The sequence below is a fragment of the Microbacterium sp. KHB019 genome (genome assembly GCF_037285405.1).
Lineage (GTDB): Bacteria > Actinomycetota > Actinomycetes > Actinomycetales > Microbacteriaceae > Microbacterium.
Genome location: NZ_JBBDHF010000001.1, coordinates 1009518 through 1035940 on the forward strand (window position 1 = coordinate 1009518; position 26423 = coordinate 1035940).

Annotated in this window: 23 protein-coding genes and 1 riboswitch; of the genes, 15 read left to right on the forward strand and 8 right to left on the reverse strand. The window is 68.6% G+C overall.

The genetic code is table 11. The annotated features are described in order from the left end of the window. The first annotated feature begins 81 nt into the window (after positions 1-81). Entirely contained in the window at positions 82-1449 is a 1368-nt protein-coding gene (gene gdhA, locus KHB019_RS04965) for an NADP-specific glutamate dehydrogenase (RefSeq protein WP_230102050.1), read from the forward strand. Positions 1450-1577: 128 nt separating this feature from the next. Here gdhA and KHB019_RS04970 read toward each other — a convergent pair whose 3' ends face one another. Beyond that, positions 1578-2174 (reverse strand): gamma carbonic anhydrase family protein, encoded by a 597-nt coding sequence (locus KHB019_RS04970; RefSeq protein WP_230102049.1) that lies wholly within the window; start codon positions 2172-2174, stop codon positions 1578-1580. A 179-nt stretch (positions 2175-2353) separates the two neighbouring features. On the opposite strand from KHB019_RS04970, the gene KHB019_RS04975 reads away from it, so the two are divergent. Further along, entirely contained in the window at positions 2354-2707 is a 354-nt protein-coding gene (locus tag KHB019_RS04975) for a VOC family protein (protein WP_230102048.1), read from the forward strand. Positions 2708-2719: 12 nt separating this feature from the next. Here the strand turns inward: KHB019_RS04975 and mfd are convergent, their stop codons facing one another. Then, complete coding sequence (mfd, locus tag KHB019_RS04980; RefSeq protein WP_337458200.1) at positions 2720-6247, reverse strand: transcription-repair coupling factor; 3528 nt, start codon at positions 6245-6247, stop codon at positions 2720-2722. A gap of 93 nt (positions 6248-6340) precedes the next feature. Between mfd and KHB019_RS04985 the strand changes: the two genes are divergently transcribed. From KHB019_RS04985 to KHB019_RS05020, 8 genes are all read left to right on the forward strand, one after another. Then, positions 6341-6898: a GNAT family N-acetyltransferase gene (locus tag KHB019_RS04985; protein ID WP_337458201.1), complete on the forward strand. Its 558-nt coding sequence runs from the start codon at positions 6341-6343 to the stop codon at positions 6896-6898. A gap of 47 nt (positions 6899-6945) precedes the next feature. Next, positions 6946-7809 carry an Fpg/Nei family DNA glycosylase gene (locus tag KHB019_RS04990; RefSeq protein WP_337458202.1) on the forward strand — a complete coding sequence of 288 codons (864 nt, stop codon included), beginning with the start codon at positions 6946-6948 and terminating at the stop codon, positions 7807-7809. 55 nt (positions 7810-7864) lie between these two features. Then, a riboswitch (FMN riboswitch) is annotated at positions 7865-8009 on the forward strand. 51 nt (positions 8010-8060) lie between these two features. Continuing rightward, the gene (ribD, locus tag KHB019_RS04995; protein ID WP_230102044.1) at positions 8061-9089 is read left to right on the forward strand and encodes a bifunctional diaminohydroxyphosphoribosylaminopyrimidine deaminase/5-amino-6-(5-phosphoribosylamino)uracil reductase RibD; all 1029 of its coding nucleotides are present in this window, start codon (positions 8061-8063) and stop codon (positions 9087-9089) included. Further along, positions 9089-9718: a riboflavin synthase gene (locus KHB019_RS05000; RefSeq protein WP_230102043.1), complete on the forward strand. Its 630-nt coding sequence runs from the start codon at positions 9089-9091 to the stop codon at positions 9716-9718. The genes ribD and KHB019_RS05000 overlap by 1 nt, the downstream gene beginning before the upstream one ends. Continuing rightward, positions 9715-10989, forward strand: a complete 1275-nt coding sequence (gene ribA, locus KHB019_RS05005) for a GTP cyclohydrolase II (RefSeq protein WP_230102042.1) — start codon at positions 9715-9717, stop codon at positions 10987-10989. The genes KHB019_RS05000 and ribA overlap by 4 nt, the downstream gene beginning before the upstream one ends. Then, positions 10986-11462 (forward strand): 6,7-dimethyl-8-ribityllumazine synthase, encoded by a 477-nt coding sequence (ribH, locus tag KHB019_RS05010; protein WP_337458203.1) that lies wholly within the window; start codon positions 10986-10988, stop codon positions 11460-11462. Before ribA ends, ribH begins: the two co-directional genes overlap by 4 nt. Before the next feature lie 9 nt (positions 11463-11471). Next, a complete protein-coding gene (locus KHB019_RS05015; protein ID WP_230102040.1) occupies positions 11472-11825 on the forward strand; it encodes a Fe-S protein in 354 nt (117 codons plus the stop codon). 86 nt (positions 11826-11911) lie between these two features. Then, positions 11912-13294, forward strand: a complete 1383-nt coding sequence (locus KHB019_RS05020; protein WP_230102039.1) for an MFS transporter — start codon at positions 11912-11914, stop codon at positions 13292-13294. 105 nt (positions 13295-13399) lie between these two features. On the opposite strand, the gene KHB019_RS05025 is transcribed toward KHB019_RS05020, so the two are convergent. Then, positions 13400-14431, reverse strand: a complete 1032-nt coding sequence (locus KHB019_RS05025) for a S66 peptidase family protein (RefSeq protein ID WP_337458204.1) — start codon at positions 14429-14431, stop codon at positions 13400-13402. Positions 14432-14575: 144 nt separating this feature from the next. On the opposite strand from KHB019_RS05025, the gene KHB019_RS05030 reads away from it, so the two are divergent. Together KHB019_RS05030 and KHB019_RS05035 are read left to right on the forward strand one after the other, a co-directional pair. Then, a complete protein-coding gene (locus KHB019_RS05030; protein ID WP_230102037.1) occupies positions 14576-14782 on the forward strand; it encodes an AsnC family protein in 207 nt (68 codons plus the stop codon). Between the two features lie 28 nt (positions 14783-14810). After that, positions 14811-16715, forward strand: a complete 1905-nt coding sequence (locus tag KHB019_RS05035; protein ID WP_230102036.1) for an ABC transporter ATP-binding protein — start codon at positions 14811-14813, stop codon at positions 16713-16715. A gap of 242 nt (positions 16716-16957) precedes the next feature. Here KHB019_RS05035 and KHB019_RS05040 read toward each other — a convergent pair whose 3' ends face one another. After that, positions 16958-18823 carry a phosphoenolpyruvate carboxykinase (GTP) gene (locus KHB019_RS05040; protein WP_230102035.1) on the reverse strand — a complete coding sequence of 622 codons (1866 nt, stop codon included), beginning with the start codon at positions 18821-18823 and terminating at the stop codon, positions 16958-16960. A 129-nt stretch (positions 18824-18952) separates the two neighbouring features. Between KHB019_RS05040 and KHB019_RS05045 the strand changes: the two genes are divergently transcribed. Continuing rightward, positions 18953-20395, forward strand: a complete 1443-nt coding sequence (locus KHB019_RS05045) for a helix-turn-helix domain-containing protein (protein ID WP_325471266.1) — start codon at positions 18953-18955, stop codon at positions 20393-20395. Between the two features lie 9 nt (positions 20396-20404). On the opposite strand, the gene KHB019_RS05050 is transcribed toward KHB019_RS05045, so the two are convergent. Continuing rightward, positions 20405-21478, reverse strand: coding sequence for a winged helix DNA-binding domain-containing protein (locus KHB019_RS05050; protein WP_337458205.1), 1074 nt, complete (start codon positions 21476-21478; stop codon positions 20405-20407). Positions 21479-21559: 81 nt separating this feature from the next. Here KHB019_RS05050 and KHB019_RS05055 point away from each other — a divergent pair, with 81 nt between their 5' ends. Further along, positions 21560-22240 carry a DsbA family protein gene (locus KHB019_RS05055; RefSeq protein WP_337458206.1) on the forward strand — a complete coding sequence of 227 codons (681 nt, stop codon included), beginning with the start codon at positions 21560-21562 and terminating at the stop codon, positions 22238-22240. 88 nt (positions 22241-22328) lie between these two features. Here the strand turns inward: KHB019_RS05055 and KHB019_RS05060 are convergent, their stop codons facing one another. After that, positions 22329-23786 carry a glyceraldehyde-3-phosphate dehydrogenase gene (locus tag KHB019_RS05060; protein ID WP_337458207.1) on the reverse strand — a complete coding sequence of 486 codons (1458 nt, stop codon included), beginning with the start codon at positions 23784-23786 and terminating at the stop codon, positions 22329-22331. Positions 23787-23912: 126 nt separating this feature from the next. Between KHB019_RS05060 and KHB019_RS05065 the strand changes: the two genes are divergently transcribed. Next, a complete protein-coding gene (locus KHB019_RS05065) occupies positions 23913-24563 on the forward strand; it encodes an HAD-IA family hydrolase (RefSeq protein WP_337458208.1) in 651 nt (216 codons plus the stop codon). Here KHB019_RS05065 and murQ read toward each other — a convergent pair. Together murQ and KHB019_RS05075 are read right to left on the reverse strand one after the other, a co-directional pair. Beyond that, positions 24556-25518 carry an N-acetylmuramic acid 6-phosphate etherase gene (gene murQ, locus KHB019_RS05070; RefSeq protein WP_337458209.1) on the reverse strand — a complete coding sequence of 321 codons (963 nt, stop codon included), beginning with the start codon at positions 25516-25518 and terminating at the stop codon, positions 24556-24558. The genes KHB019_RS05065 and murQ overlap by 8 nt on opposite strands. A gap of 7 nt (positions 25519-25525) precedes the next feature. Then, positions 25526-26419: a BadF/BadG/BcrA/BcrD ATPase family protein gene (locus KHB019_RS05075; RefSeq protein ID WP_337458210.1), complete on the reverse strand. Its 894-nt coding sequence runs from the start codon at positions 26417-26419 to the stop codon at positions 25526-25528. Positions 26420-26423: the final 4 nt, after the last annotated feature.

Sequence of the window (26423 nt, forward strand, 5' to 3'; positions counted from 1 at the left end):
TGAGATCTCGCGCCCGATCCGGCGCACTTCTCACGCGACACGATCGCCCCTCAGCCGTCCAACTCAGAAAGCCGTCCCCGCGTGACCGCAACTCTCACTGAATTCCACCCGCTCACCGAGTCCGTCCAGCCCGTGTTCGACACGGTGCTGGCCCGCAGCCCGCACGAACCCGAGTTCCAGCAGGCCGTGCACGAGGTTCTCGGAACGATCTCGCCGGTGCTCGAGCAGCATCCGGAGTACGTCGAGGCCGGCATCCTCGACCGGGTCGTCGAGCCGGAGCGGCAGATCATGTTCCGCGTGCCGTGGATCGATGACGCCGGCAAGATGCAGGTCAACCGTGGTTACCGCATCCAGTTCTCCTCGGTTCTCGGGCCGTACAAGGGCGGGCTGCGGTTCCACCCCTCGGTGAACCTGTCGATCATCAAGTTCCTCGGCTTCGAGCAGATCTTCAAGAACGCGCTCACCGGTCAGGGCATCGGCGGCGCCAAGGGTGGGTCGGACTTCGACCCGCACGGCAAGACCGACGCCGAGATCATGCGCTTCTGCCAGTCGTTCATGAGCGAGCTGTACCGCCACCTCGGCGAGCACACCGACGTCCCCGCCGGCGACATCGGCGTCGGCGGCCGCGAGATCGGCTATCTGTTCGGCACGTACCGCAAGATCACCAACCGTCACGAGTCGGGCATGTTCACGGGCAAGGGCACCGGATGGGGCGGCGCCGAGGTGCGCACGGAGGCCACCGGCTACGGCGCGGTCTTCTTCGCGCAGGAGATGCTCGCCGTCCACAACGAGTCGTTCGAGGGCAAGCGCGTCGGCATCTCCGGTTCCGGAAACGTCGCCATCTACGCCATCCAGAAGGCCACCCAGCTCGGTGCGACCGCGGTGACGGCATCCGACTCCTCCGGCTACGTCGTCGACGACGCCGGAATCGACCTGGATCTGCTCCGTCAGATCAAGGAGGTCGAACGCGGCCGCATCAGCGAGTACGCGGCTCGACGCGCAAGCGCCCGCTTCGTCCAGGACGGCAGCGTCTGGGACGTTCCGGTCGACATCGCCGTCCCCTCGGCCACGCAGAACGAGCTCAGCCTCGAAGACGCCGAAGCCCTGATCGCGAACGGCGTTCGGGCCGTCTCCGAGGGCGCGAACATGCCCTGCGTCCCGGATGCCGTCGCAGCCTTCCAGCGCGCAGGGGTTCTGTTCGCCCCCGGCAAGGCCGCCAACGCCGGCGGTGTGGCGACCTCAGCGCTCGAGATGAGCCAGAACGCGGCGCGTCAGCGCTGGACGTTCGAGGACAGCGAGAACAAGCTGCGCGAGATCATGCGCGACATCCACCAGGCGGCGTTCGACGCGGCGGAGAAGTACGGCGTTGGCGGCGACTACGTCGCAGGGGCGAACATCGCCGCGTTCCAGCGCGTCGCGGCCGCGATGCTCGCGCAGGGCGTCATCTGAGTCGGTTCGGCGTTTCGTCTCGCTTCGCTCGCTCAACGACCCGCGCAGAACAGTTGCGGGTCGTTGAGCGAAGGCGCGCAGCTCCGAAGACGGAACTGGCTGAGCGAGCCGATGGCGAGTCGAAGCCGCTACACCGCGTGGTCGTCGGCGTGCCGCGCGAGGGACGAGCCGTAGCGCTCTGTGAGCTGCACCATGAGATCAGGGGTGTCGCGGTCGACTCCGAACACGTGCCCTGGAAAGTCCAGGTCGGGCTGAGCTGCGGCGATATCGTCGGCGCGGTCGGGTGAGAACAGCTGCACCGGGTCGCCGGCGGCCACCCATCCGATCGGGACGACGGTGCCCTCGGGCAGCACGGCACGACGGGTCACGATCGCGTTGACCCTGATCTCGCAGCGCGACCCGACGATCGCGCCGTTGAAGATCCGGGCGCCTGAGGCGAAGAACACCTCCTCGCCGACGGTCGCTCCGGCGACGCTCGCGAGCGTGCCGACGAGCGTGTGATCGCCGATGTGCACCGCGTTGGCAGCCGTGGCCCTGATGAGTGCGTTCTCCATCACGATCACGTGCTCGCCGAGCGTGATCGGTCCGCCCTCGGCGGTGATCACGGCACCGTGCAGCACCTGGCAGTTGGCGCCGATCTCGACGTCGCCGGAGATCACAGCGGTCGGCGCGACGACGGCGGTGTCATCGATGCGGGGCCGAGCCCCGAGGTGCTCGTACAACATGCCGCCAGACTAGCCCGACGAGTTCACTGCGGTGCACAATTTCGGACGACACCGGCGACACGCCGCGGCATCCGGCATGGTGCCGGCGCGCCGCGCGCCGGATCCGAAGCGGTGCACGGGATGCCGGCACGAGGCGTGACAGTATTGCCGTGGCGCGCGCCGCGGCGTACCGTCACGACATGACGGTGACACGGCTGTTCCCGATCCTGCGCACGACCGACTTGCCGCGACTGGTGGCGTTCTACGAGGCTGCGTTCTCGGCATCCATCGACTACCACTACGAGCAGGACGGAACAGACGTGTACGTCGCTCTCGCCGTCGGGGGCGGGAGCATCGGAATCGGGCTCGAGCCAGGCGTCTCCCCCGGCGATCCGGTCGCGATCTGGCTGTACGTCGACGACGTCGACAGCGCGCACGCCCGGGCAGTGGATGCCGGGGCGACGTCAGTCGCGGACCCCGAGGACATGCCCTGGGGCGAACGCGTCGCGCAGGTGCGAGACCCCGACGGCACGCTGCTGTACCTCGGCGCCTGATCCGGCCTCTGATCAGCTCGCGGTCTTGACCTGCTCGGGGAACATCGCGGCGATGAGCTGCGAAACCCACTCGAGGATCTCGACGTCCGCCGGGACCGGCACGAGCAGCGCCTCTCCCCCGGCGACGAGCTTCGACTTGGGGTAAAGCCGCTGCAGGCGGACCTTCATCGAGTCCTCGAGGCGAGCGGGCGCCACCCGCAGGTTCGAGCCCATGACCACGACATCCGTGAGGCCCGACGCTGCGGCACGACGACGCAGCCGCGCGACGGAAACGAGTCCCTCGACCTCTTCCGGAGGAGTGCCGTACCGGTCGGTGAGCTCTTCGACCACGAGGTCGATCGCCTCGTCCTTCGCACTCGGCACGGCAGCGGCCGACAGCTTCTGATAGGCCTCGAGCCGTAGCCGCTCGCTGTCGATGTACGTCTCGGGGATGCGAGCGTCCACCGGAATCTCCATCCGGAGCTCGACGTCACTCGACGTGTCCTCGCCGCGGAAGTTCGCCACGGCCTCGCCGATCATGCGCAGGTACAGGTCGAAGCCGACACCGGCGATGTGGCCGGCCTGCTCTCCGCCGAGCATGTTGCCAGCGCCGCGCAGCTCGAGGTCCTTCAGCGCGACCTGCATGCCGGAGCCCAGGTCGTTGTTGATCGCGATCGTCTGCAGGCGATCCGCAGCCGTCTCGGACAGCGGCTTGGAGTCGTCGTAGAGGAAGTACGCGTAGGCGCGCTCGCGTCCTCGTCCGACACGCCCACGAAGCTGGTGCAGCTGCGACAGACCGTACTTGTCGGCCTTGTCGATGATGATCGTGTTCGCGTTCGAGATGTCGAGACCGGTCTCGATGATGGTCGTCGACACGAGCACGTCGTACTTGCGCTCCCAGAAGTCGTCGACGACCTGCTCGAGCTGGTGCTCGCCCATCCGGCCGTGCGCAACGGCGATCCGCGCCTCGGGGACGAGCTCAGCGAGCTCGGATGCGACGCGCTGGATCGACTGCACCCGGTTGTGCACGAAGAACACCTGACCCTCGCGCAGGATCTCGCGCCTGATCGCGGCCGCGATCTGCTTGTCGCTCCGCGGCCCGACGAACGTGAGGATCGGGTGCCGGTCCTCCGGTGGCGTCGCAAGCGTCGACATCTCGCGGATGCCGGTGACCGCCATCTCGAGCGTCCTCGGGATCGGCGTCGCACTCATGGCGAGGATGTCCACGTTGGTCTTGAGCTTCTTCAGTCGGTCCTTGTGCTCGACGCCGAACCGCTGCTCCTCGTCGATGATCAGCAGCCCGAGGTCCTTGAACATCACCTGATCGGTGAGGATGCGGTGGGTGCCGATGACCATGTCGACCGAGCCGTCGAGCAGTCCCTCGAGTGCGAGGCGCGCCTCCTTGTCAGTCTGGAACCGTGAGAGCGGCCTGACCTTCACGGGGAACCCGGCGAACCGTTCGGTGAACGTCTCGAGGTGCTGCTTGACCAGCAGTGTGGTCGGGACGAGCATCGCGACCTGCTTGCCGTCCTGGATCGCCTTGAATGCAGCGCGCACGGCGACCTCGGTCTTGCCGAAGCCGACATCGCCCGAGAGCAAGCGGTCCATCGGGATGTCCCGCTCCATGTCGGCCTTGATCTCATCGATCGTCTGCAGCTGGTCGAGTGTCTCGGCGAAGGGGAAGGCCTCTTCGAGCTCCCGCTGCCAGGGCGTGTCCGGGGCGAAGGCGTACCCCTTGGCCGCCATGCGCGCCGAGTACAGCTTGACGAGCTCGACGGCGATGTCGCGGACGGCCTTGCGGGCCTTGCCTTTGGCTGCTGACCAGTCGCTGCCGCCCATCTTCGACAGGGTCGGAGCCTCGCCGCCGACGTACTTCGAGAGCAGGTCGAGCTGGTCGGTCGGCACGTACAGCTTGTCCCCGGGGTAGCCGCGCTTGGACGGTGCGTACTCGAGCACGAGGTAGTCGCGGGTGGTCTTGGTGGCGTTGCGACCACCCGTCGAGACCTCGCGCTGCGTCATCTCGACGAACTTCGCGATGCCGTGCGTCGCGTGCACGACGTGGTCGCCGTTCTTCAGCTGCAGGGGGTCGACGACATTGCGCCTCCTGGAGGCGAGCTTCTTGACGACGCGCTGGTCGCCGCCGATCGTGCGGCCGTAGAACTCGTTGTCGGTGAGGACGGCGAGTTTCGCCTCCGGCACCTGGAACCCGGATTCCAGGGATCCGAGCACGAGAGTCGCGACACCGGCATCCGGAGCATCGGTCAACGTCTCGACGGGACGCGCGGCGAGCCCGCGGTCGGAGAGCACGTCGCGCGCGCGGTCGACGAGGCCGGTTCCGGATGCCACGACCACGACGCGCCAGTCATCAGCCAGGCGAGCGGCGACGAACTCGATCGCACCGTCGACGTTGCCGTGGAAGGACGGGATGATCGAGGCATCGATGTTCGCGGCATCCGCATCGTCGGTGGCGAAGGGGCTGAACCGCCACCACACACCGTCGCGCGCACGGACGATCTCGCGCAGCCGCGCGACGCTGAGGAAGTCGCCCGCACCCAGGTCGATCGGAGCGGATGCTCCGGACGTCGCAGCGCTCCACGCGGCATCCAGGAACTCGCGGTTCGTCTCGCCGAGGCTCTGCGCACGGGTGCTCGCGCGCTCCGGGTCGACGAGCGCGACGGCGGTACCAGGGGCGAAGTACTCGGCGAGCGACTTCAGGGGGCCGGCGACGGCGGGCAGCAGGGACTCCATGCCCTCGACGGGGATGCCTTCGGCCATCTTCTCCAGCATCCCTGCGATGGCGGGGAACCCGGCGACGAGCGAGCGGGCCTTGTCGCGCACGTCCGCGGTCAGCAGCAGCTCGCGGGTCGCAGGGAGCTCGACCAGGTCGACGTCACCGGGGAGCGAGCGCTGATCGGCGACCGAGAACGCGCGGATCTGGTCGATCTCGTCGCCGAAGAACTCGACGCGATACGGGTGCTCGCTCGTCGGCGGAAAGACGTCGAGGATTCCGCCGCGGACCGCGAACTCGCCGCGACGGGACACCATGTCGACTCGGGTGTACGCCCGTTCGACCAGCTGCTCGATCGTGTCGTCGAGATCGAGACCGCGGGCGCCGAGCGCGAGCGAAAGCGGTGCGGTGTCACCGAGGTTGGACGCGATGGGCTGCAGAGCCGCGCGCACGGAGGCGACGACGATGAGCGGGTGATCGCCCGCCCAGGTCGTGATGCGGCGCAGGGTGTCCAGGCGCCGTCCGACCGTGTCAGCGCTGGGGCTCAGACGCTCATGCGGCAGCGTCTCCCAGGCCGGGAAGCTGAGGATCTCGGCATCCGGGACGAACGAGCCCAGCGCTGCGGCGAGCGACTCGGCGCGACGCCCGGTCGGCGCGATGACGAGGAGGGATGCCGGATGCCCCGAACTCGCACGCTTCTCGAGCAGCCCTGCGATCGTCGGGGCGTCGAGCCCGTCGACGAGCCCGAGGTCGGCATCGGTCTGCGCCCAGGCGAGGGCGTCGTGGTACAGGTTCGCCCTTTCCAAGGCGCGCAGAATCCCCGGAACAGTCACCAGGCAAGCTTAGACGCGGCATCGGACATTGCGGCAGGCTCGGCAGGCTCAGCGCATCGCATCGGCATCGCGAACAGCCACTAGCCTGTCCGGATGGAACCCGTCACGCTGCGCACCGAACGCCTCGTCCTCCGCGCACCGACCGCTGACGACATCGATGCGATCACCGCCGCCTGCCAGGATCCGGCCATCCAGCGCTTCACGTCCGTGCCGAGCCCTTACGCACGCACGGACGCCGAGGACTTCGTTCGCCTCGTCGCCGAGTGGTGGGAGGACGCGTCGCAGACGGTCTGGACGATCTACGAGCAGGATGTGCTGATCGGCGCCGTCGGGCTCCATCACATCGATCAGGGTGCGGCGGAGATCGGCTACTGGGGCGTGGCGGAGCACCGTGGCCGCGGGCTCCTCGGAGAAGCGGCACTCGCCGTCACCGATTGGGGGTTCGGCGCACTGGGCCTCGTGCGGCTGAGCTGGCGCGCGGTCGCCGGCAATCTCCCGTCCGCCCGGCTCGCGCGAAGCCTGGGCTTCCGCTACGAGGGCACCCTGCGCCAGGCGTTCATGCACGGTGCGCACCGCGACGACGGGTGGGTGGCCGGCCTCCTGGCATCCGACGACCGGATGCCGGTGGACTGGCCGGTCGCGCTCGCCTGACGCACGCCACCCTGTCGAACGTCCCACCCGGATGGCAGGATGGGCGCATGCCTGAGATGCCTGAGGTCCAGGGGCTCGTCGATTTCCTCGGCGAGCGCGCGGTCGGGCACGCGATCACGCGCACGAGCGTCGGCGAGATCGCAGCGCTGAAGACCTACGATCCACCGAACACCGCCCTGCACGGTGCGACGATCACGGCCGCAAGCAGGCACGGCAAGTTCGTGGTGCTCTCGTGCGGCGCCGAGCTGCACCTCGCCTTCCATCTGGCGAAGGCCGGTTGGCTGCGCTGGTACGAGCTGCTGCCGACGACGCTGATCAAGCCGGGCAAGTCGCCGATCGCACTCCGCGTCGCACTCGACGACGACGGAGGATTCGACCTCACGGAGGCCGGCACGAAGAAGTCCCTCGCGGTGTACGTCGTGCGCGATCCGCAGGACGTGCCCGGCATCGCGCGCCTCGGTCCGGAGCCGCTCAGCGATGCGTTCACCCGCGACGCCTTCGCGGGTCTCCTGGAGGGCAGGCGGATGCAGATCAAGGGCCTGCTGCGCGATCAGTCCGTCATCGCGGGGATCGGCAACGCATACAGCGATGAGATCCTGCACACCGCGAAGATGTCTCCCTATGCGATCAGCGGAAAGCTCGACGCCGACGAGATCGACGGCCTGTACGAGGCGATGCAGACGACGTTGAAGGATGCCGTGACCGCCGCATCCGGCAAGCCGCCTGCCGACCTCAAGGACACCAAACGCGCCGGCTTCCAGGTGCATGCGCGCCGAGGCGAGGCGTGCCCCGTCTGCGGCGACACCGTCCGCAGCGTGTTCTTCGCCGACCGCTCGCTCGAGTACTGCCCGACGTGCCAGACCGGCGGCAAGATCCTCGCCGATCGGCGGCTGTCGCGCCTCCTGAAATGACGGAGTGCGTCACCGGAATGAAATGCGCGTGCATGCGTTGAGTACACTGAGCATCAACGTGCTCCGGGGTCGGTGTGAATCCGAACCGGCGGTGACAGTCCGCGAGCGCTTCGGATCTCCGAAGTGCCGATCCGGTGGAATTCCGGTACCGACGGTGATGTGAGAGAGATCTCACTAGTCCGGATGGGAGGCAGCACGATGCGCGGCGACGCGCATTCTGTCATCCCCGGAGCCTGGACGAAGGACGACGGATGGCAGTGACCGAGGCGGAGCGCCGCGCGATGACGCGTGCGCTCGAACTCGCAGCCAACGGCCCCCGCGGCATCAACCCGCAGGTCGGGGCCGTCCTCCTCTCCCCAGCCGGCGACGTCATCGCCGAGGGCTGGCACCGCGGCGCAGGAACCCCGCACGCCGAAGTCGACGCGCTCTCGAAGCTCGCGGACGGCGCCGCGCGCGGCGCGACCGCAGTCGTCACTCTCGAACCGTGCAACCACACCGGCCGCACCGGCCCGTGCGCCCTCGCACTCATCGAAGCCGGGGTCTCCCGCGTCATCTACTCACTGGACGACCCAGGCGCCGTCTCCGGCGGCGGGGCAGAGCGCCTGCGCGCCGCGGGCGTCGAGGTCGAGTCGGGCGAACAGGCCGGCTCCGCGCACGCCCTCATCGCTGACTGGCTGACCGCGAAGCGGCTGGGCCGCCCGCACATCACCGTCAAATGGGCGCAGAGCCTGGACGGCCGCGCCGCCGCAGGCGACGGGACGAGCCAGTGGATCACCGGCCCCGAGGCCCGCGCCGACGTGCACCGTCGCCGCGCAGCGGCCGACGCGATCGTGGTCGGCACCGGCACCGTGCTCGCCGACGACCCCTCGCTCACCGCCCGCGACGGGGACGTCCTGCACGCGCACCAGCCGATCCCGGTCGTGATCGGAACGCGTGAGACACCGGCGGATGCCGCGGTCCGCAGGCACCCGCACGAGCCGCTGTTCTACGGCACGGGCGACCTGCACGCCGTCACGCGAGATCTTCATGCCCGCGGCATCCAGAGCGTCTTCATCGAGGGCGGGCCGACACTGGCCAGCGCGTTCATCGCCGCCGGCCTCGCGGACCGGATCCTCGCCTATGTGGCGCCGGTGCTGCTGGGCGGCGAGCGCCTGGCCCTCACCGACATCGGCGTTCCCACGATCGGCGCCGCCCGCCGACTGACGATCGACGAATGGGTTCCGCTCGGCGCCGACATGCTCGCGATCGCGCGATTCGAAACACAAGAAGGAGTCCGCTGATGTTCACCGGAATCATCGAGGAGATCGGCGAGATCACCGCCATCGCACCGTCCGGCGACGGCTGGCGTCTCACCGTCCGTGCGCCGAAGGCCGCGCAGGATGCCGTGCACGGCGAGTCCATCGCAGTGTCGGGTGTGTGCCTCACCGTTGTCGGGTCGACCTCCGGCACCTTCGACGCCGACGTCATGAAGCAGACGCTCGACGTGTCGGCGCTGGCGGCGGCATCCGTCGGCACCCCCGTCAACATCGAGAAGGCGATGCCGGTCGGCGCGCGTCTGGGCGGTCACATCGTCCAGGGACATGTCGACGGCACCGGTGAGATCGTCGAGGTCCGCCCCGGTGATCAGTGGAGCGTGCTCCGCGTCGCGATCCCCGCCGACCTCGCACCGCTCGTCGTCGACAAGGGGTCGATCTCGATCGACGGCACGTCCCTCACCGTGAGCGGCGTGAGCGCCGCCGGCGACGCAGAGCACTGGCTCGAGGTCTCGCTGATCCCCGAGACCCTCGCCGCCACCACCCTGGGAAGCCGCACCGTCGGCGACCGCGTCAATCTGGAAACCGACATCCTCGCCCGTCATGTCGAACGCCTCCTGGCGTTCCGGGCTGTCTCGGAAGGAGGCTCGCGATGAGCCTTGCCACCATCGAAGAAGCTCTCGAGTCGCTGCGTGCAGGTCGCCCTGTCATCGTCGCCGACGACGAGAACCGCGAGAACGAGGGCGACGTCATCCTGTCGGCCGAGCTCGCCACACCGGAGTGGGTCGCGTGGACCGTGCGCTGGTCGTCCGGATTCATCTGCGCTCCCATGCCCGCTGACCTCGCCGATGCGTTGAACCTCCCCCCGATGGTCGAGGCCAACGAGGATGCGCGTTCGACCGCGTACACGGTGAGCGTGGATGCTGCAGAGGGAGTCACGACGGGCATCAGCGCGTCCGACCGCGCACGCACCCTCAACGTGCTCGCGGATCCGGCCTCGACGTCCACGAGCGTCATCCGCCCAGGGCATGTGCTCCCGCTTCGCGCGGTCGACGGCGGCGTGCGCGAGCGCGGCGGCCACACCGAGGCCGCCGTGGACCTCATGAAGCTCGCTGGTCTCCAGCCGGTCGGTGCGATCGCCGAGGTCGTCGCCGAGGACGGCAGCATGATGCGCCTGCCCGGTCTCAAGGAGCTCGGCAAGCGCGATGGCGTTCCCGTCATCACGATCGAGCAGCTCATCGCCCACCTCAACGAGATCGACCCGCTGGACGGCCCTGTGACCTCATCCCGCGCCGGCCGACGCCGCGTGAGCCTGCGTGCGGACGCCACGGTGCCCACCGACCACGGTGTGTTCCGGTTCCTCGCGTACAAGGACCGCGTCACCGGCACCGACCACATCGCGGTCGTCTCCGGCGAGCCCGCCGAGACAGCGCTGGTGCGCGTGCATTCCGAGTGCCTGACGGGTGAGGCGTTCGGCTCGCTGAAGTGCGAGTGCGGACCGCAGCTGGACGCGGCGCTGGATGCGATCGAGCAGGACGGCGGCGTCGTCATCTACATGCGCGGCCACGAGGGGCGCGGGATCGGCCTCATCAACAAGCTGCGTGCGTACAGCCTGCAGGAGGAGGGGCTCGACACCGTCGACGCCAACCTCGCTCTCGGCCTTCCGGCCGATGCCCGCGAGTACGCCGCCGCGGCCGGCATCCTCAGCGACCTCGGGATCTCGAAGGTGCGCCTGCTCACGAACAACACCGACAAGGTCAAGCAGCTGCGGGAGCTCGGCCTGGACGTCATCGAACAGGTGCCGCTCATCGTCGGCGTCGGACCGAACAATCACCAGTACCTCGAGACCAAGCGCGATCGCATGGGTCACATCATCGGCGAAGCAGAGCTCGCCGAGGCCCTCGCGCACGGAAAGGACAACGCATGAGCGGCGCAGGAGCCCCTTCCCCCACCGAGAAGATCGACGGCACCGGCCTCCGCGTCGTCGTCATCGCCGGCACCTGGCACGAGGTCATCACGAACGGGATGATCGCCGGCGCTGAGCGCGTGCTCACGGCATCCGGAGCATCCTACGAGATCGTTCGCGTCCCTGGATCGTTCGAGCTCGCGGTGGCCTCGCAGGCGGCGTTCGCCGGCGGCGCGGATGCCGTGGTCGCCCTCGGCGTGATCATCCGCGGCGGCACCCCGCACTTCGAGTACGTATCGGCCGCGACGACCGACGGCCTCACACGCGTGGCTCTCGACGCCGGCAAGCCGGTCGGCTTCGGTGTGCTCACGATCGACGACGAGAAGCAGGGTCTGGATCGCGCCGGCCTCGAGGGGTCGAAGGAGGACAAGGGCGCCGAGGCAGCGGATGCCGCGCTCCGCACCGCGCTGGTGGTCAAGGCACTCCGCCGATAACCTGAGCGCATGGAGACCCTGCGCCTGATCGTCGTATTCATCCACCTCATCGGCTTCGCCGTGCTCTTCGGAGCGTGGGCGGCCCAGGCGTTCGGCGGCAAGCGCCAGATCACGCGGGTGATGGATTACGGCCTGGCGATCGCCGGTCTCGCCGGCCTTGCCCTCGCAGCCCCGTGGGGCATCTCGTACGACCTGAACTACGTCAAGATCGGCGTGAAACTCGTCGTGCTGCTGATCATCGGGGCGCTGCTCGGCATCGGGTCCGCTCGCCAGAAGCGCGGTGACGCCGTGCCCGCCGCCGTCTTCTGGCTCGTCGGCATCCTGACACTCGCCAACGCCGGAATGGGAATGCTCTGGCGGTAATACGCGGCAATTCGCGCTCAGCTGATTCCCAGGTGGCGTAAACTCCCGGGGTGCTCTTTCTCTGAGCACCGATCGTCAGGAGCACCTTGAGCACCACCGTCAAACCTGCCAACCCCCGCTCGCGCGTCATCACAGCGAGTCTGGTCGGCACCACCATCGAGTTCTACGACTTCTACGCCTACGCGACGGCCGCTGTTCTCGTCTTCCCGATCCTCTTCTTCCCGAGTGACAACGAGACCGCGTCGCTCCTGGCGTCCTTCGCCGTCTTCGGCGCCGCCATGGTCGCGCGCCCCATCGGCGCGATGGTCTTCGGGCACTTCGGCGACAAGTACGGGCGCAAGGCGACGCTCGTGGCATCCCTGCTCACCATGGGAATCGCAACCGTCCTCATCGGCGTGCTGCCGACGTTCCAGCAGATCAACTGGGTCGCGCCTCTCCTGCTGCTCGTCCTGCGTTTGGCGCAGGGCTTCGCGCTCGGCGGCGAATGGTCAGGGGCCGCGCTCGTCGCGACCGAGAACGCCCCCAAGGGCAAGCGCGCCTGGTACGGGTCGTTCCCGCAGCTGGGTGCCCCGATTGGCTTCATCATCGCGAACTTCATCTTCCTGGCGATCAACTGGCTTCTGCCGCACGCCGAGGACCCGTCGCTGAAGTCCGAGGCGTTCCTGGCATGGGGATGGCGCATCCCGTTCCTCTTCTCGGCCGTCATGGTCATCATCGGCCTGTGGGTGCGACTGCGGCTCGTCGAGTCCGACACGTTCAAGAAGGCCGCCGAGACCGGAGCGATCCGGAAGATGCCTCTGGCGACGGTGTTCCGCCACTACTGGAAGCAGCTCCTCCTGGGCACGTTCATCATGCTGGCGACATACGTGCTGTTCTACCTGATGACGAACTTCACGCTCACCTACGGTGTCGCCCTGACCGATGCCAAGGTGCCAGGTCTCGGGTTCGGATACACCGATTTCGTGCTCATGCAGATCGTCGGGGTGGTGTTCTTCGGCATCTTCACGCTCCTGTCGGGCCCGATCGCTGACGCTGTCGGACGCCGTCGCCTGCTGATGTGGGTCACCGCGGCGATCATCGTCTTCGGTCTCAGCTTCAACGTGTTCCTGCTTCCGCAGGTCGACCCGAGGTTCACGGGAGCGCTGACCCAGGCGTTCCTGATCCTCGGCTTCATGCTCATGGGCACGACCTTCGGCCCGATGGGGGCGCTGTTGCCCGAGCTGTTCCCGACCAATGTGCGGTACTCGGGGTCGGCGATCTCGTACAACGTGTCCTCGATCCTCGGTGCCGCCGTCGCACCGTTCATCGCCGTTGCGCTGTGGAGTGCTGTCGGCGGCCAGCCGTGGCTGGTCGGCCTGTACCTGTCGGCCATGGGCGTGCTGACCTTCATCGCGCTGATCTTCACGCCCGAGACCAAGGATCACGACTACGAGTCCGATCTCGGGCTCGCGCAGAGCGCGGAGCTGTAGCCCGCGCTACCGCGTCCCGCTTGCCGAGGCCCCGTCTCATAACCGAGGCCCCGTCGCAGAGTCACATCTACGACGGGGCCTCGGTACGTAGACGGGGGCTCGGCGTCAGTAGATCGCGTGGATCGTGCGTGCCGCGCCGTCGAGGAGCATCCGGCCGCCGTACGGCACGATCCACTGCGGACGAGTGTGCCCGAACGGCACACCGACGCAGACGACCGCATCCGGGTTGTAGCGCGCGACCGTCTCGATGACGACGTCGCGCTGGGCGCGGCGGAGCGCCTCGGCCTGGGATGCTGAGGGGCGGAAGTCGAAGTCGCTCACCGGCGGACGGGCGACGACGACTCCGGCGACCGCCGAGAGGATGCCCCGCTCCCCCAGTCCGCGCATCCATCGCGCGACCCAGGATGCCGGGGGCCGCTCCTCGCTCGTCTCGATCAGCAGGATCGCACCCTCGAGATCGGATGCCGGAGGCAGACGATCAGCGAACGCCACGCCGTCGAGTACCTCGAGGCAGCCGCCCCACGTTCGCCCCTCGACCCGCGCGGCGGGTCCTGCCCAGACCCATGGCTCGGTCACGACGCGGTCGCCGTACTCCGTGAGAGCACGCGGGTCCTCCCAGCGCTTGCCGACGTCTTCGGACTCCCCTGGCTCGGTGAGCTCGAGCTCTCCGCCGTCGAGGAGCGCAGCGCGCAACGATCGCAGGTGGATGTCGTCGACGGCGGGACCGGGTCCGAGGTGCACGGCGGTCGAGCCGCCGTAGAAGCCCGGGATGCCGAGGCCCCACAGCCAGTTCAGGAGGTTGGTGTTGTCGCTGTACCCGACGAAGTGCTTCGGATCGGCCTGTGCGAGCGCGGCATCGAGATGCGGCACCACGAGGATCTGGTCGTCGCCGCCGATGGTCGCCAGGATGGCCCGGATGCTCGGGTCGGCGAACGCTGCGTTGACATCGGCCGCTCGCGCCTCGGGCGAGGCACCGAGTTCGCGGGTCGTCGGGTACTCGACCGGGACGAGTCCGGTCAGCTCTGTGAGGCGGCGCAGCGCCTGTTCGTGAAGCTCAGGAGCGACCGCAGGAGCCGCGAAGGCGGGCGAGAGGATGGCGACGCGGTCGCCGGGAACGAGCTTGGGCGGTGTCAGCATCAGGCCATTCTGCCGGTCGACGACGGACGCTGTATCGCTTTGGTCGGCTTCGAACGATCAGAACCGACCGAAGTCATACAGCATGACGCACTCAAGCGTCAGCTTTTGTTGACACAGACCGAGCGGTCAACATAGATTGACGCTATGACCGTTCACACCGCGCAGGCCCTCGACCCGGACGGCGAGCCGATCGCCGAACTGCACCGGCTCGCCGGCATCCGTCTCGAGATCGCCCGCGCCGAAGAAGCGCAGGTGCGCCGCGCACGCCTGGCCGGATACTCCTGGCAGGCGATCGCCAGCGCCCTCGGCGTGACGAAGCAGGCCGCGCACAGGAAGTACGGTCGTAGGTAACCCCTTTTTCTTCAGATCGAGGTCTCGCATGTCTCGTACGGCGCCCACTCGCCGGCGCGGACGCGGTGCGCCGCAGGACGGTCCGCGCGCCACATTCCGCCAGCTTCTCCCCTTCCTGTTCGAGCACAAGCGCACGCTGATCGTCGTCGCCGTGCTCAGCGTCATCGGCGCACTCACCTCGCTGGCCCAGCCGCTGCTGGTCGGTCAGGTGATCGGGTTCGTCCAGGAGAGCCGGCCGCTCGGCATGCTTATCTGGGCACTCGTCGGGTTCGTGATCGTCTCGTCGGTGATCTCGGGGTACCAGCACTACCTGCTGCAGCGCACAGGAACCGCCGTCGTGCTCTCCAGTCGCCGCAAGCTCATCGCCCGCATCCTGCACCTGCCGATCCGCGAATTCGATGCTCGACGCACCGGCGACCTCGTCTCACGTGTCGGCACCGACACGACGCTGCTGTACGCCGTCCTCACCCAGGGGCTCGCAGACGCCGTCGGCAGCGCGCTGCTCTTCCTCGGCGCTCTGATCGCGATGCTCGTCATCGACCCGCTCCTTCTTCTGATCATCGTCGTGGTCGTAGGCGTCTCCCTGGTCGTCGTCGTGCTGCTCAGCGGCCGCATCCGCACGGCATCCACGGCCCAGCAGGTAAAGGTCGGCGAACTCGCCTCGGCCGTCGAGCGCGCGGTCGGGTCGATTCGCACCGTACGAGCGTCGGGAGCGACCGAACGCGAGACGCACTCCGTCACAGGGCTCGCCGACGAGGCCTACGGCATCGGCGTGCGGATCGCGAAGGTCTCGGCGCTGGTCGTGCCGATCGCCGGCGTCGCCCTGCAGCTGTCGCTGCTCGCTGTGCTCGGCGTCGGCGGCTTCCGGGTAGCGGCCGGTGCCATCACCGTCGCCTCCCTGGTCACGTTCGTCATGTTCCTTTTCATGCTGATCATGCCGCTCGCCACGACGTTCGGCGCGATCACCTCGGTGAACCAGGCGCTCGGCGCGCTCGGACGGATCCAGGAGGTGCTCGACCTGCCGACGGAGGACCAGGAGGATGCCGCGATCGCCCAGTCGCTGTCGGCGGAATCCGTCCCGTCGGCAGATGCCGGGCCGACGGTTCCCGCGCTCTCTTTCCACGACGTCCGCTTCCGCTACCCCGACGCTGTCGTCGCAGCCCGCGAGGCGGCGGCCAGCGAAGCACGCACGCTGCTCGTCGACGCTCATCTCGAGCGCCAGGGCGATGCGGTGCCCGAGGAGACCGAACGCGCTGAGGTGCTTCGCGGGGTGTCGTTCTCCGTCCCGCGCGGTGCGCGCGTGGCGCTGGTGGGGCCCAGCGGTGCCGGTAAGAGCACGATCCTGTCTCTCATCGAGCGCTTCTACGACCCGACCGGCGGATCGATCCGTCTGGACGGCGACGACATCCGCACGTACCCGCGGGCCGAGCTGCGCGCGAACTTCGGCTATGTCGAGCAGGATGCCCCGACCCTTGCCGGCACCCTCGCCGACAACCTGCGGCTCGCGTCCCCCGACGCCACGGATGCTGACTGCGAGCGCGTCCTGCGCGCCGTGAACCTCGGAGACGTGCTGGAGCGGGGGCCTCTGGGTCTGCAGACACCGGTAGGCGAGGACGGCGTGATGCTCTCGGGCGGTGAGCGTCAGCGGCTCGCGATCGCGCGGGCCCTGCTCACCGAGGCACCGATCCTGCTGCTGGACGAATCGACGTCATCTCTCGACGGCGTGAACGAGCAGCGCATGCGCGAGGCCATCGACGCCGTCTCGGCCGATCGCACCCTCATCGTGATCGCACATCGGCTGTCGACCGTTGTCGACAGCGACGTGATCGTCGTGCTGGAGGACGGCGAGGTCGTCGGCACCGGCACGCACACGGAGCTCATCGAGCAGGTTCCGCTCTACCGGGATCTCGCGAGGCATCAGCTGCTGGCGTAGCATCCGGTCGTCACGAGGCTTCAACTCGCTTCGTCAGCCCTTTTCATCTTCGGGCTTCGCCCTTCGCTCAACGACCCGCGAGTGCGCGAAGGTGCGGACGCTGTCCCGATCTGCAGACTGATTCCCCCGAAACGTCTGCAGAGCGGGACAGGCCCGGCTGTATCGCGGCGGCAGGATGATCGGGACCACTCAGCCATGGGTTTGTCCCTGCCATCCCGCCGCCGCGAGTCTGTGCGAGGCGCCTACTGCGCCTGTGCGAGGCGGTACCGCAGCGACGCGAGCTCGGTGCGGAGCGCCGCCGGCAGGGTCTCGCCGAAAGTGTCGTAGAACGCCTCGGTGGAATCGGCTTCCTGAGCCCAGGCAGCCGGGTCGACGCTGAACAGCTCCTCGAGATCCTGCTCAGGGATGTCGATCCCGTCGAGGTTCAGATCGGAGGTCAGCGGCAGGCGGCCGATCGGGCTGTCGACGGCTGCGACCTCGCCGCTGATGCGACGGATGATCCAGTCGACGACTCGGGCGTTGTCGCCGAAGCCGGGCCACAGGAAGCGGCCGTCCGATCCGCGGCGGAACCAGTTGACCTGGAAGATCCGCGGTGCACGGTCGAAGCGCAGGGAGCGTCCGACCTTGAGCCAGTGCGCGAAGTAGTCGCCCATGTTGTAACCGCAGAACGGCAGCATCGCGAACGGGTCGCGGCGCAGCTCGCCGAGCGTGCCCTCGGCCGCGGCGGTGCGCTCGGACGAGATGGTCGAGCCGAGGAAGACGCCGTGCGTCCAGTCGGTCGCCTCGACGACGAGCGGGACGTTGCTCGCGCGACGGCCACCGAACAGGATGACGTCGAGCGGGACGGCCTCTTCCCAGTCGTCGGAGATCTGCGGGCACTGCGCAGCAGCGACCGTGAAGCGCGAGTTCGGGTGGGCTGCGGGGCGTCCGGAGTCGGGCGTCCAGTCGTTGCCCTCCCAGTCGATGAGGTTCGCGGGCGGGGTGTCGGTGAGTCCCTCCCACCAGACGTCACCGTCGGGGCGCAGCGCGACGTTGGTGAAGATCGTGTTGCCCCAGAGCGTCTCGATCGCGGTCACGTTCGTCGACTCGCCGGTGCCAGGTGCGACACCGAAGAATCCGGCCTCGGGGTTGATGGCCCACATGCGGCCGTCCTCACCGGGACGGATCCAGGCGATGTCATCGCCGAGCGTCTCGACCTTCCAGCCAGGAATCGTCGGCCGGAGCATCGCGAGGTTCGTCTTGCCGCACGCCGAGGGGAAGGCGGCGGCCACGTGGTAGGCCTTGCCGTTCGGGTCGATCACTCGGATGAGGAGCATGTGCTCGGCGAGCCATCCCTCATCGCGGGCGATCACCGAGGCGATGCGCAGTGCGAAGCACTTCTTGGCGAGGATGGCGTTTCCGCCGTAACCCGAGCCGTAGGAGTAGACCTCGAGAGTGTCGGGGAAGTGGACGATGTACTTGTCGTCGTTGCACGGCCACTCGACATCGGCCTCGCCCGGTGCGAGCGGAGCTCCGACGGAGTGGACGGTCTTGACCCAGGGAGCGCCCTCGGCGATCTGGCGGGTCACGGCGTCGCCGACCCGAGTCATGATTCCGATGGATGCCACGGCGTACGCGCTGTCGGTGACCTGGACGCCGATGTGCGACAGCGGACCGCCCACGGCACCCATCGAGAACGGCACGACGTACATCGTCCGGCCGCGCATCGAGCCCTCGAAGATCTCGGTCATCTTGGTGCGCATCTTGGACGGGTCCGCCCAGTTGTTCGTGGGGCCGGCGTCCTTCTCCTGCTCCGAGGCGATGAAGGTGCGCGCCTCCGTGCGAGCGACGTCGCTCGGGTGCGAGCGGGCCAGGTACGAGCCAGGACGCCATTCGGGGTTGAGCTTGATGAGCTTGCCCTCGTCGACGAGACCGCGCAGCATCGCGTCGTTCTCGGCGGGCGACCCGTCGACCCAGTGGACGGCGGCGGGCTGCGTGAGCTCGCGGATCTCTTCGACCCACGCCTTGAGCTCGGACAGGGCAGGAGTGTCGTACGTCGGAGCCGCGCCCAGGGTGCGCACTGCGGAGACCGCGGGAACGCGAGGGGTGAAGGTCTCGGCCATAGCCATTTCTGCTCCTTGGGTTGAGGATCCGTGGATCGAAGGGATCGGTACCTGCATCCATTCTGTGCAACCTTGACGGCCGTTTTCGGGCGATTCCGATCTAAAGAAGCTCGTTTCTTTCGCTATGCTCAAAGAATGAGCAGCTCCGGCATCCATCTCACGACACTGGGTCATCGCATCAGGCACCACCGCGTCTCGCACGGGTTCACGCTGGACGAACTCGGCGCGAAGGTCGGCGTCGCCGGGTCGCAGCTCAGCCTGATCGAGAACGGCAAGCGCGAGCCGAAGCTGTCCCTGCTGCAGGCGATCGCCCAAGCGACGGACACCGACGTCGCCGACCTCATCTCGGGCGAACCGCCGAACCGGCGGGCAGCGCTCGAGATCGAGCTAGAGAAGGCGCAGGCGAGCCCCGTGTTCCGCCAGCTCGGCGTCAGTCCGGTCCGGGTGTCGAAGGGCATCCCGGACGAGACGATCGAGTCGATCCTCGGACTGCACCGCGAGCTGCAGAGGCGGGAGCGCGAGGCGATCGCGACGCCGGAGGAGGCTCGCCGAGCCAACACCGAGTTGCGGCTGCGCATGCGCGCGCAGAACAACTACGTCGCCGAGATCGAGAAGCTCGCCGAGAAGCAACTGAAGTCGGCCGGCCACGTCAGCGGAGCGCTCACCCACCGAACCGTGATCCTCATGGCCGAGAAGCTGGGATTCGAACTCATCTACGCGAGCGATCTCCCGCACTCCACGCGGTCGGTGACCGACCTGGAGAACAGTCGCATCTATCTGCCGCCGGCATCCATCCCCGGCGGCCACGGCCTGCGCTCGATGGCGTTGCAGGCCATGGCGCACCGGCTGCTGGGCCACACCCCGCCGACCGACTACGCGGACTTCCTGCAGCAGCGGCTCGAGATCAACTACTTCGCCGCTGCGTGTCTGATCCCCGAGACCGCTGGGGTCGCGTTCCTGCAGCAGGCGAAGAAGGACCGCAACCTCGCCGTCGAGGACTTCCGCGACGCATTCGGAGTGACCCACGAGGCAGCGGGCATGCGGATGACGAATCTCATGACCGAGCACCTGGGCATGAAGCTGCACTTCCTGCGCGTCGAGGACAGCGGCGCCATCACCCGCGTCTACGAGAACGATGATCTGCCGCTGCCGATGGACGTCACCGGCGCCGTCGAGGGACAACCCGTCTGCCGCAAGTTCCAGGCTCGGGCGGCCTTCACGCAGCAGAATCGCACGACCGAGCGCTATCAGTACACCGACACCCCCTCGGGCACGTTCTGGTGCGCGACGCAGACGGGATCGGGCAGCGACGGCGAGTTCTCGGTCACGGTCGGGGTGCCGTTCGACGACGCGCGCTGGTGGCGTGGACGCGAGACGTCGGACCGCGTGGTGTCGACCTGCCCGGACGAGGCCTGCTGCCGCCGCCCCGACCCCGCCCTCGCCGCACGCTGGAACGGCAACTCCTGGCCGAGCGCCCGCGTCCACACGCACATGTTCTCGCCGCTCCCCCGCGGCGCGTTCCCCGGAGTCGACGACAGCGAGGTCTATGCGTTCCTCGACCGGCATGCGGTGGAGTGAGGCGCGCGATCAGCCGGTGATGAAGGCCGCGTAACGGTCGAGGGCTGCGATGACGCCCGCGTCGCTCGCGCTTCCCGGGGCGAGCAGGTCTGGCACGGGGTCGTCGGCGTGGCGGCCGACGGCGGTCGAGTGCCGCCACGTGCCGACGACCACGCCGTCCGCCAGGAGGATCGGGCGCACCATGCCGTTCTTGCCCGGCCCAACGGCCGCCGAATGCTCCGGCGCACACGCGACCGAGCGGTCGGCGTACGAAATGTAGTACTCCTCGAATGAGGCGAGGGCCAGCACGGATGCCGCACGCGGACTGCGCCGCGGCCGGCCCCGCGCGGCGAAGACGCCGTCGTCGACCTCGTGGATGCGCTCGTCGCCCTGTGCCGCCGACGCCGCAGCACGCGCCACCGTAAGCGTGAGACCGGCCCACCAGGCGAAATCGGCAGCCGTCGCCGGACCGTGCCCGCTGATGTATCGCACGAACATCTCCGCAGCGGGATCAGCGGGCCACGCCGACTCGCGGATATGCTCCTCGACGAGCACGAAGTACTGCTCGCGGCTCACCCCGCCCGGTCGCGCCACCACCGGCCCCTGGCAGATGATGCCGTGCAGCGCGAGGGCGCCGATCGCGTGGGCGCCGCGCTGTCCGGCGGGGTCGACGCCGATGCCGGTGAACAGATCGAACAACTCTGCGCGCGTCAGGGCGTTGCCGCCTCGCAGCGCCGCCCGGACGGCGTTCTCAACCCGCGTCAGCACATCGGCGTCGAGCCCGAGCTCCCGCAGCCGCGGCTCCTGTGCGCGCATCTGGCGTGCGCCGGTGGCCTGCAGCATCCATCCGAAGTCGCGCGCCGGGACGATGTGCAAGGTGCCGCGCTGCGTCCACGCCCGGATGAGGATGCCGCGCTCGAACAGCCGATCGACGGCGCTCAGCGTCGGCGCACCCGTGGCGCGGGATGCCAAGGCCCAGCGGCCGCCCCAGAACTCCTGGGCCTGCACGGCGAGCATGTGGCGCGCGGCATCCGCCACCGAGCGCGCCGGCGCAGTCAACCGGTGCGAGCGCAGGCGCTCCGCCCGCAGCATCCCGGTGTCCATTCCCCCATACTGCCCGCCGCCTCCGACATCGCCCACCCGCTAGGGTCGATTCCAATGCTGACCCGACGAGGACGGACGACGATGGCTGCGGAATCTCGAAGACCCAACTGGTTCGCTGTCTGGATCTCGATCGGCGTGGTGATCGCGCTGGTCGTCGCGGGCATCCTTGTCGTGGTGCTCAACCAGCGGAAGGGCACGGAAGCCCTGGCTCCCGGCGGAGCCATCGTCGATCAGCAGACCGGTGCCATCACGATCGGCGATGGTCCTGATGACGTCGAGCTCTGGTTCGACTTCGCGTGTCCGCATTGCCAGGACTTCGAGGAGCTCTACGGTCCGAGCATCCAGGATCTCGTCGACGACGGCGCGATCAGCCTGCGTCTGCAGCCCGTCGCCCTCTCGGGTCTCAACGCGGCATCCGGCACGCAGTTCTCGGAGCGGTCGGGAAGCGCGCTGTACTGCGTCGCGGACGCTGCCCCCGGCGCCGCCTACCCGTTCTTCACGAAGCTGTTCGCGATGAAGCCCAGCGGCCCTGGCGTGCCGGACGACGAGCTGACATCACTCGCCGCCGAGGTCGGCGGCGCGGATGCCGCGGAGTGCATCGCAGATGGCACCTACCGGCAGTTCACGGTCGATCAGGCGCAGCAGCTGCCGCAGAATCCGCAGACCGGCGGAGCGGGCACCCCGACGCTGGTCGTCAACGGCGAGTACATCGCCGTGACGGGCGACGTGGATGCCGACATCGTCAGCCGTCTGAACGGCTGACCGACCTCGCTCAGGCTGTATCGATTCGGTCGGTTGTGAACGATCAGAACCGACCGAATCGATACCGCATCCGGTCTGGGGGGCCGCCTCAGCCCTGCAGCGTCACCTCGCGGCGCGGAGGCAGCACGACGGGGTGCGAGCCCGCCATGACCTCGAGCACGCGGATGACCTGGCACGAGTAGCCGTACTCGTTGTCGTACCAGACGTAGAGGATGACGTCCTGCTCGTTCGCGATCGTGGCGAGCCCGTCGACGATGCCTGCGCGGTGCGACCCGACGAAGTCCGTCGAGACGACCTCCGGCGACTCGACGTAGTCGATCTGCTGCCGCAGCTTCGAGTGCAGTGAGACGCGACGCAGATAGTCGTTGAGCTCGTCCTTCGTCGCCGGGCGCTCGAGCGTCAAGTGGAGGACGGCGAGCGAGACATCGGGAGTGGGAACGCGGATCGACGACCCGGTGAGCTTGCCCTCGAGCTCGGGCAGGGCACGCGCCACCGCCTTGGCCGCCCCCGTCTCGGTGATGACCATGTTCAGCACCGCCGAGCGCCCGCGGCGATCACCCGAGTGGAAGTTGTCGATGAGGTTCTGGTCGTTCGTGAAGGAGTGAACGGTCTCGACGTGGCCCCGCACGATCCCGTATGCCTCGTCGACGGCCTTCAGCACCGGCGTGATCGCGTTCGTCGTGCAGGACGCCGCGGACAGGATGCGATCCTCGGGCGCGATGGTCGCGTCGTTGATGCCGTGGACGATGTTCTTCAGCTTCCCCTTGCCAGGGGCGGTCAGCAGCACGCGGGCGACGCCCTTCGCCTCGAGGTGACGGCTGAGACCCGCTTCGTCGCGCCAGCGCCCGGTGTTGTCGACGACGATCGCGTTCTGGATGCCGTAGCCGGTGTAGTCGACGGATGCCGGGTCGTTCGAGTAGATCACCTGGATGCGGGTGCCGTTGGCGATGATCTGCTCGGCGTCCTCGTCGACGGTGACGGAGCCCGCGAAGCGGCCGTGCACGGAGTCGCGCATCAGCAGCGACGCACGCTTGACGAGGTCGTTCTCCGACCCTCGACGCACGACGATCGCGCGCAGCCGCAGACCGCTGCCGCCGCTGTTATGCGCGATGAGGATGCGGGCGAGCAGACGCCCGATACGACCGAACCCGTAGAGAACGACATCAGTTGGTTCAGCCGGGGTCGCTCCCATCGCGGGGGCGAGTGCCTCCCGCAGGTACTCGTCGAGCGGGGCATCCGTTCGTCCGGCGACGAGCCGGGCGACATCGATCGACGAGGCTCCTGGTTCGAGATCGCGCAGCCCCTCGAGCACGGCGAGAGTGTCGTCGAGAGCGAGTTCCTCGTGACCGAGCTGAGCGACGCGCTCGTGCAGCTCGATGATGCCGGTGGTCGACAGACCGAGCAGGCGATGCCCGTGCAGCGACGTCACCACCTCGTGATCACGTCGCAGCGCACCGACCAGCGGAACCATCCGCTCGGCGAGCTCCTCTCTGGCCATCCAGTCGTCACGGTGTGTCACGAAGCCCTGTGCCGCGAAGTCGTTCATCTGCGTCCTTGCATGTCTGAGCGCGCCGAAGATCGTCCGGCGCGCGGGTTGCCGGGTGGAGCATCGGGGGATGTACCCAGGATAGTGGGCGGCGGGGGCGTCCATCGCCCGGGCTAGCCTGGACGCATGGTCACGACTCTCACCGCCCGCGCCGCGCTCCTCGACATGGACGGCACACTCGTCGACTCGACGGCCGTGGTCGAGCGGCTGTGGCTGGAGTGGGCCGAGCCCCACGGCCTCGACCGCGACACCGTGCTCGCGACGGTGCACGGGCGTCAGGGATGGCAGAGCATGTCGATCCTGCTCCCGGAGCGCGACCACGCGATCAACCTCGAGGAGAATCGGCGGATGCTCGCCCGCGAGAGCGCCGAGACCGACGGCGTCGTCGCGATCGCCGGCGCGGCGGAGTTGCTGCACGCGCTTCACGGCTACCCGCACGCCATCGTCACCTCCGCGGACGTCGCTCTCATGACCGCTCGGATGGGCGCCTCGGAGCTCAGCATCCCCGAGCTCGCCATCACGGCAGAGCGGGTGACCAACAGCAAGCCCGATCCGGAGGGCTTTCTGCTCGCGGCGTCCACGCTCGGCATCGCTCCCGAGGACTGCGTGGTCTTCGAGGACTCAGGCGCCGGCATCCGCGCCGGACTCGACGCCGGCATGACGGTCATCGGCGTCGGAGCGCACGCGCCCGCTTTCGGCCCTGCCCACCACGTCGACGATCTGACGCAGCTCGTCATCGCGCCCGGCGGCGAAGGCTTCGAGATCCGGATCAGCTGAGCGCCGCGATCGCCTCACGCAGGATGCCGTCTGCCTGAGCCAGCGCTCCGCGCGCCCGATCCACGTCCGCACCGGTGGCCAGCGTCAGCAGGGCGAGCTTCACCGACCCGCCGGCCACCTGCAGCGCTTCAGCAGCCTCGCCGACTCCAACTCCGGCGATCTCCGTGACCGTCCGGATCGACCGGGCATGCAGCTTCTCGTTGGTCGCCAGCAGGTCGACCATCACGCCGCGGTATGTCTTGCCGAGTTTGATCATCGACAGCGTCGTCAGCATGTTCACGACGAGCTTCTGGGCGGTCCCCGACTTCAGACGCGTCGACCCGGAGATGAACTCGGGGCCGGTCACGATCTCGATCGGAACTTCGGCCGCCGCCCCGATATCGGAGTCACGGTTCGATGCGATCGCCACCGTCAATGCGCCGATCCCCCGCGCGTACCGCAGTCCGCCGACGACGTACGGCGTGCGACCGGACGCCGAGATCCCCACGACGGTGTCGCGGTCGGTGAGTCCGATCTCCCGCAGCGAAGCCTCTGCCGCGTCGGCGTCATCCTCCGCGTTCTCGACCGCCGAGCGGATCGCCGGCTCTCCCCCAGCGATGATGCCGACCACCATGGACGGATCCGTGCCGAACGTCGGCGGGCACTCGCTCGCGTCGAGCACGCCGATGCGTCCGGCAGTGCCGGCACCGATGTAGATGAGCCGCCCACCACGGCGGAATCGCTCGGTGATCCCGTCGACCGCGCGAGCGATGTCGACTGCGCGCTCGGCGACAGCGACCGGAACGCGCTGATCCTCGGCGTTCATCCGACGCACGAGATCGACCGTGTCGAGCAGGTCGAGATCGCCGCGCTCCGTCGTGGCCGCCTCGGTGTCGAGCTGCGAGAGCACGCCGAGCAGTTCTGCGAGGCGAGTGGAGTCGGAGGAGTTGTTATCAGGCACGGTGTCATCAGGCACGGTTTTATCAGGCACGGTGGACGAACCTTTCGTGGGGCGTATCGGTATGGCGTGCGAGCAGCGCAGCGCCGTCGAGGGCATCGCCGGCCGCGGCCACGATCACACGCCCGGCGGAGGTCAGGAGTTGTTCGAGCTCGGCGCGGAACCAGGCGTGGTCGCCGAGGCCGCCGTGGATCACGACGTCAGCATCATCGGATGCCGCGACAGCTGAAGCTGTGAGCAGGCGTGCGGCTTCGGCGGCGATCCCGGCGGCGACGTCGTCGCCGGCCGCCGCCGCATCGAGCACGAGCGGCGCGACGCTGGCGAGCTGCCGGGCGACGGGTTCGTCGCCGGCCAGCCAGGCGACGGCATCCGGAGCCGGAGCGATGTGCGAGCGCACCGCGTCGCCCAGGACCGTCGGCCCGCCGAGGCCGTCGCGGGCGCGCAGCGTCGCGCGGATCCCCTCGCGACCGATCCAGGACCCGCCCCCGAGGTCTCCGAGATCGGGCCCCCAGCCGTCCACCAGGCGAACCCCTGAGGAATCCGCACCGAGCGCGGCGGCACCGGTGCCGGCGATGAGGAGAGTGCCCGATGCTCCGCTGAGCGCCCCGGCGTGAGCGGTGACGACATCGGAGGTCACAGCCACGGCCGCGCCGGTGGACTGCGCCAGCAGGGCTGCGAGCTCACGCGCGGCATCCGGGACGCTCCACGCGCCGGCGACGCCGATGCTCAGGCTCTGGACGTCGCCGGTCTGGGCGAGCAGAGGAAGGATCGCAGCGAGAGCCGTCTGCACGCCATCGGGTGTCGCCAGGCCAGGGGAACCCGCACCCGCATACGACTCACGCCCGTCGGCGGCGATCACCGCGAGGCGACAGCGCGTCTTTCCGAGATCGACGGCAACGATGGGGTGCTCGATCGGCATCTCT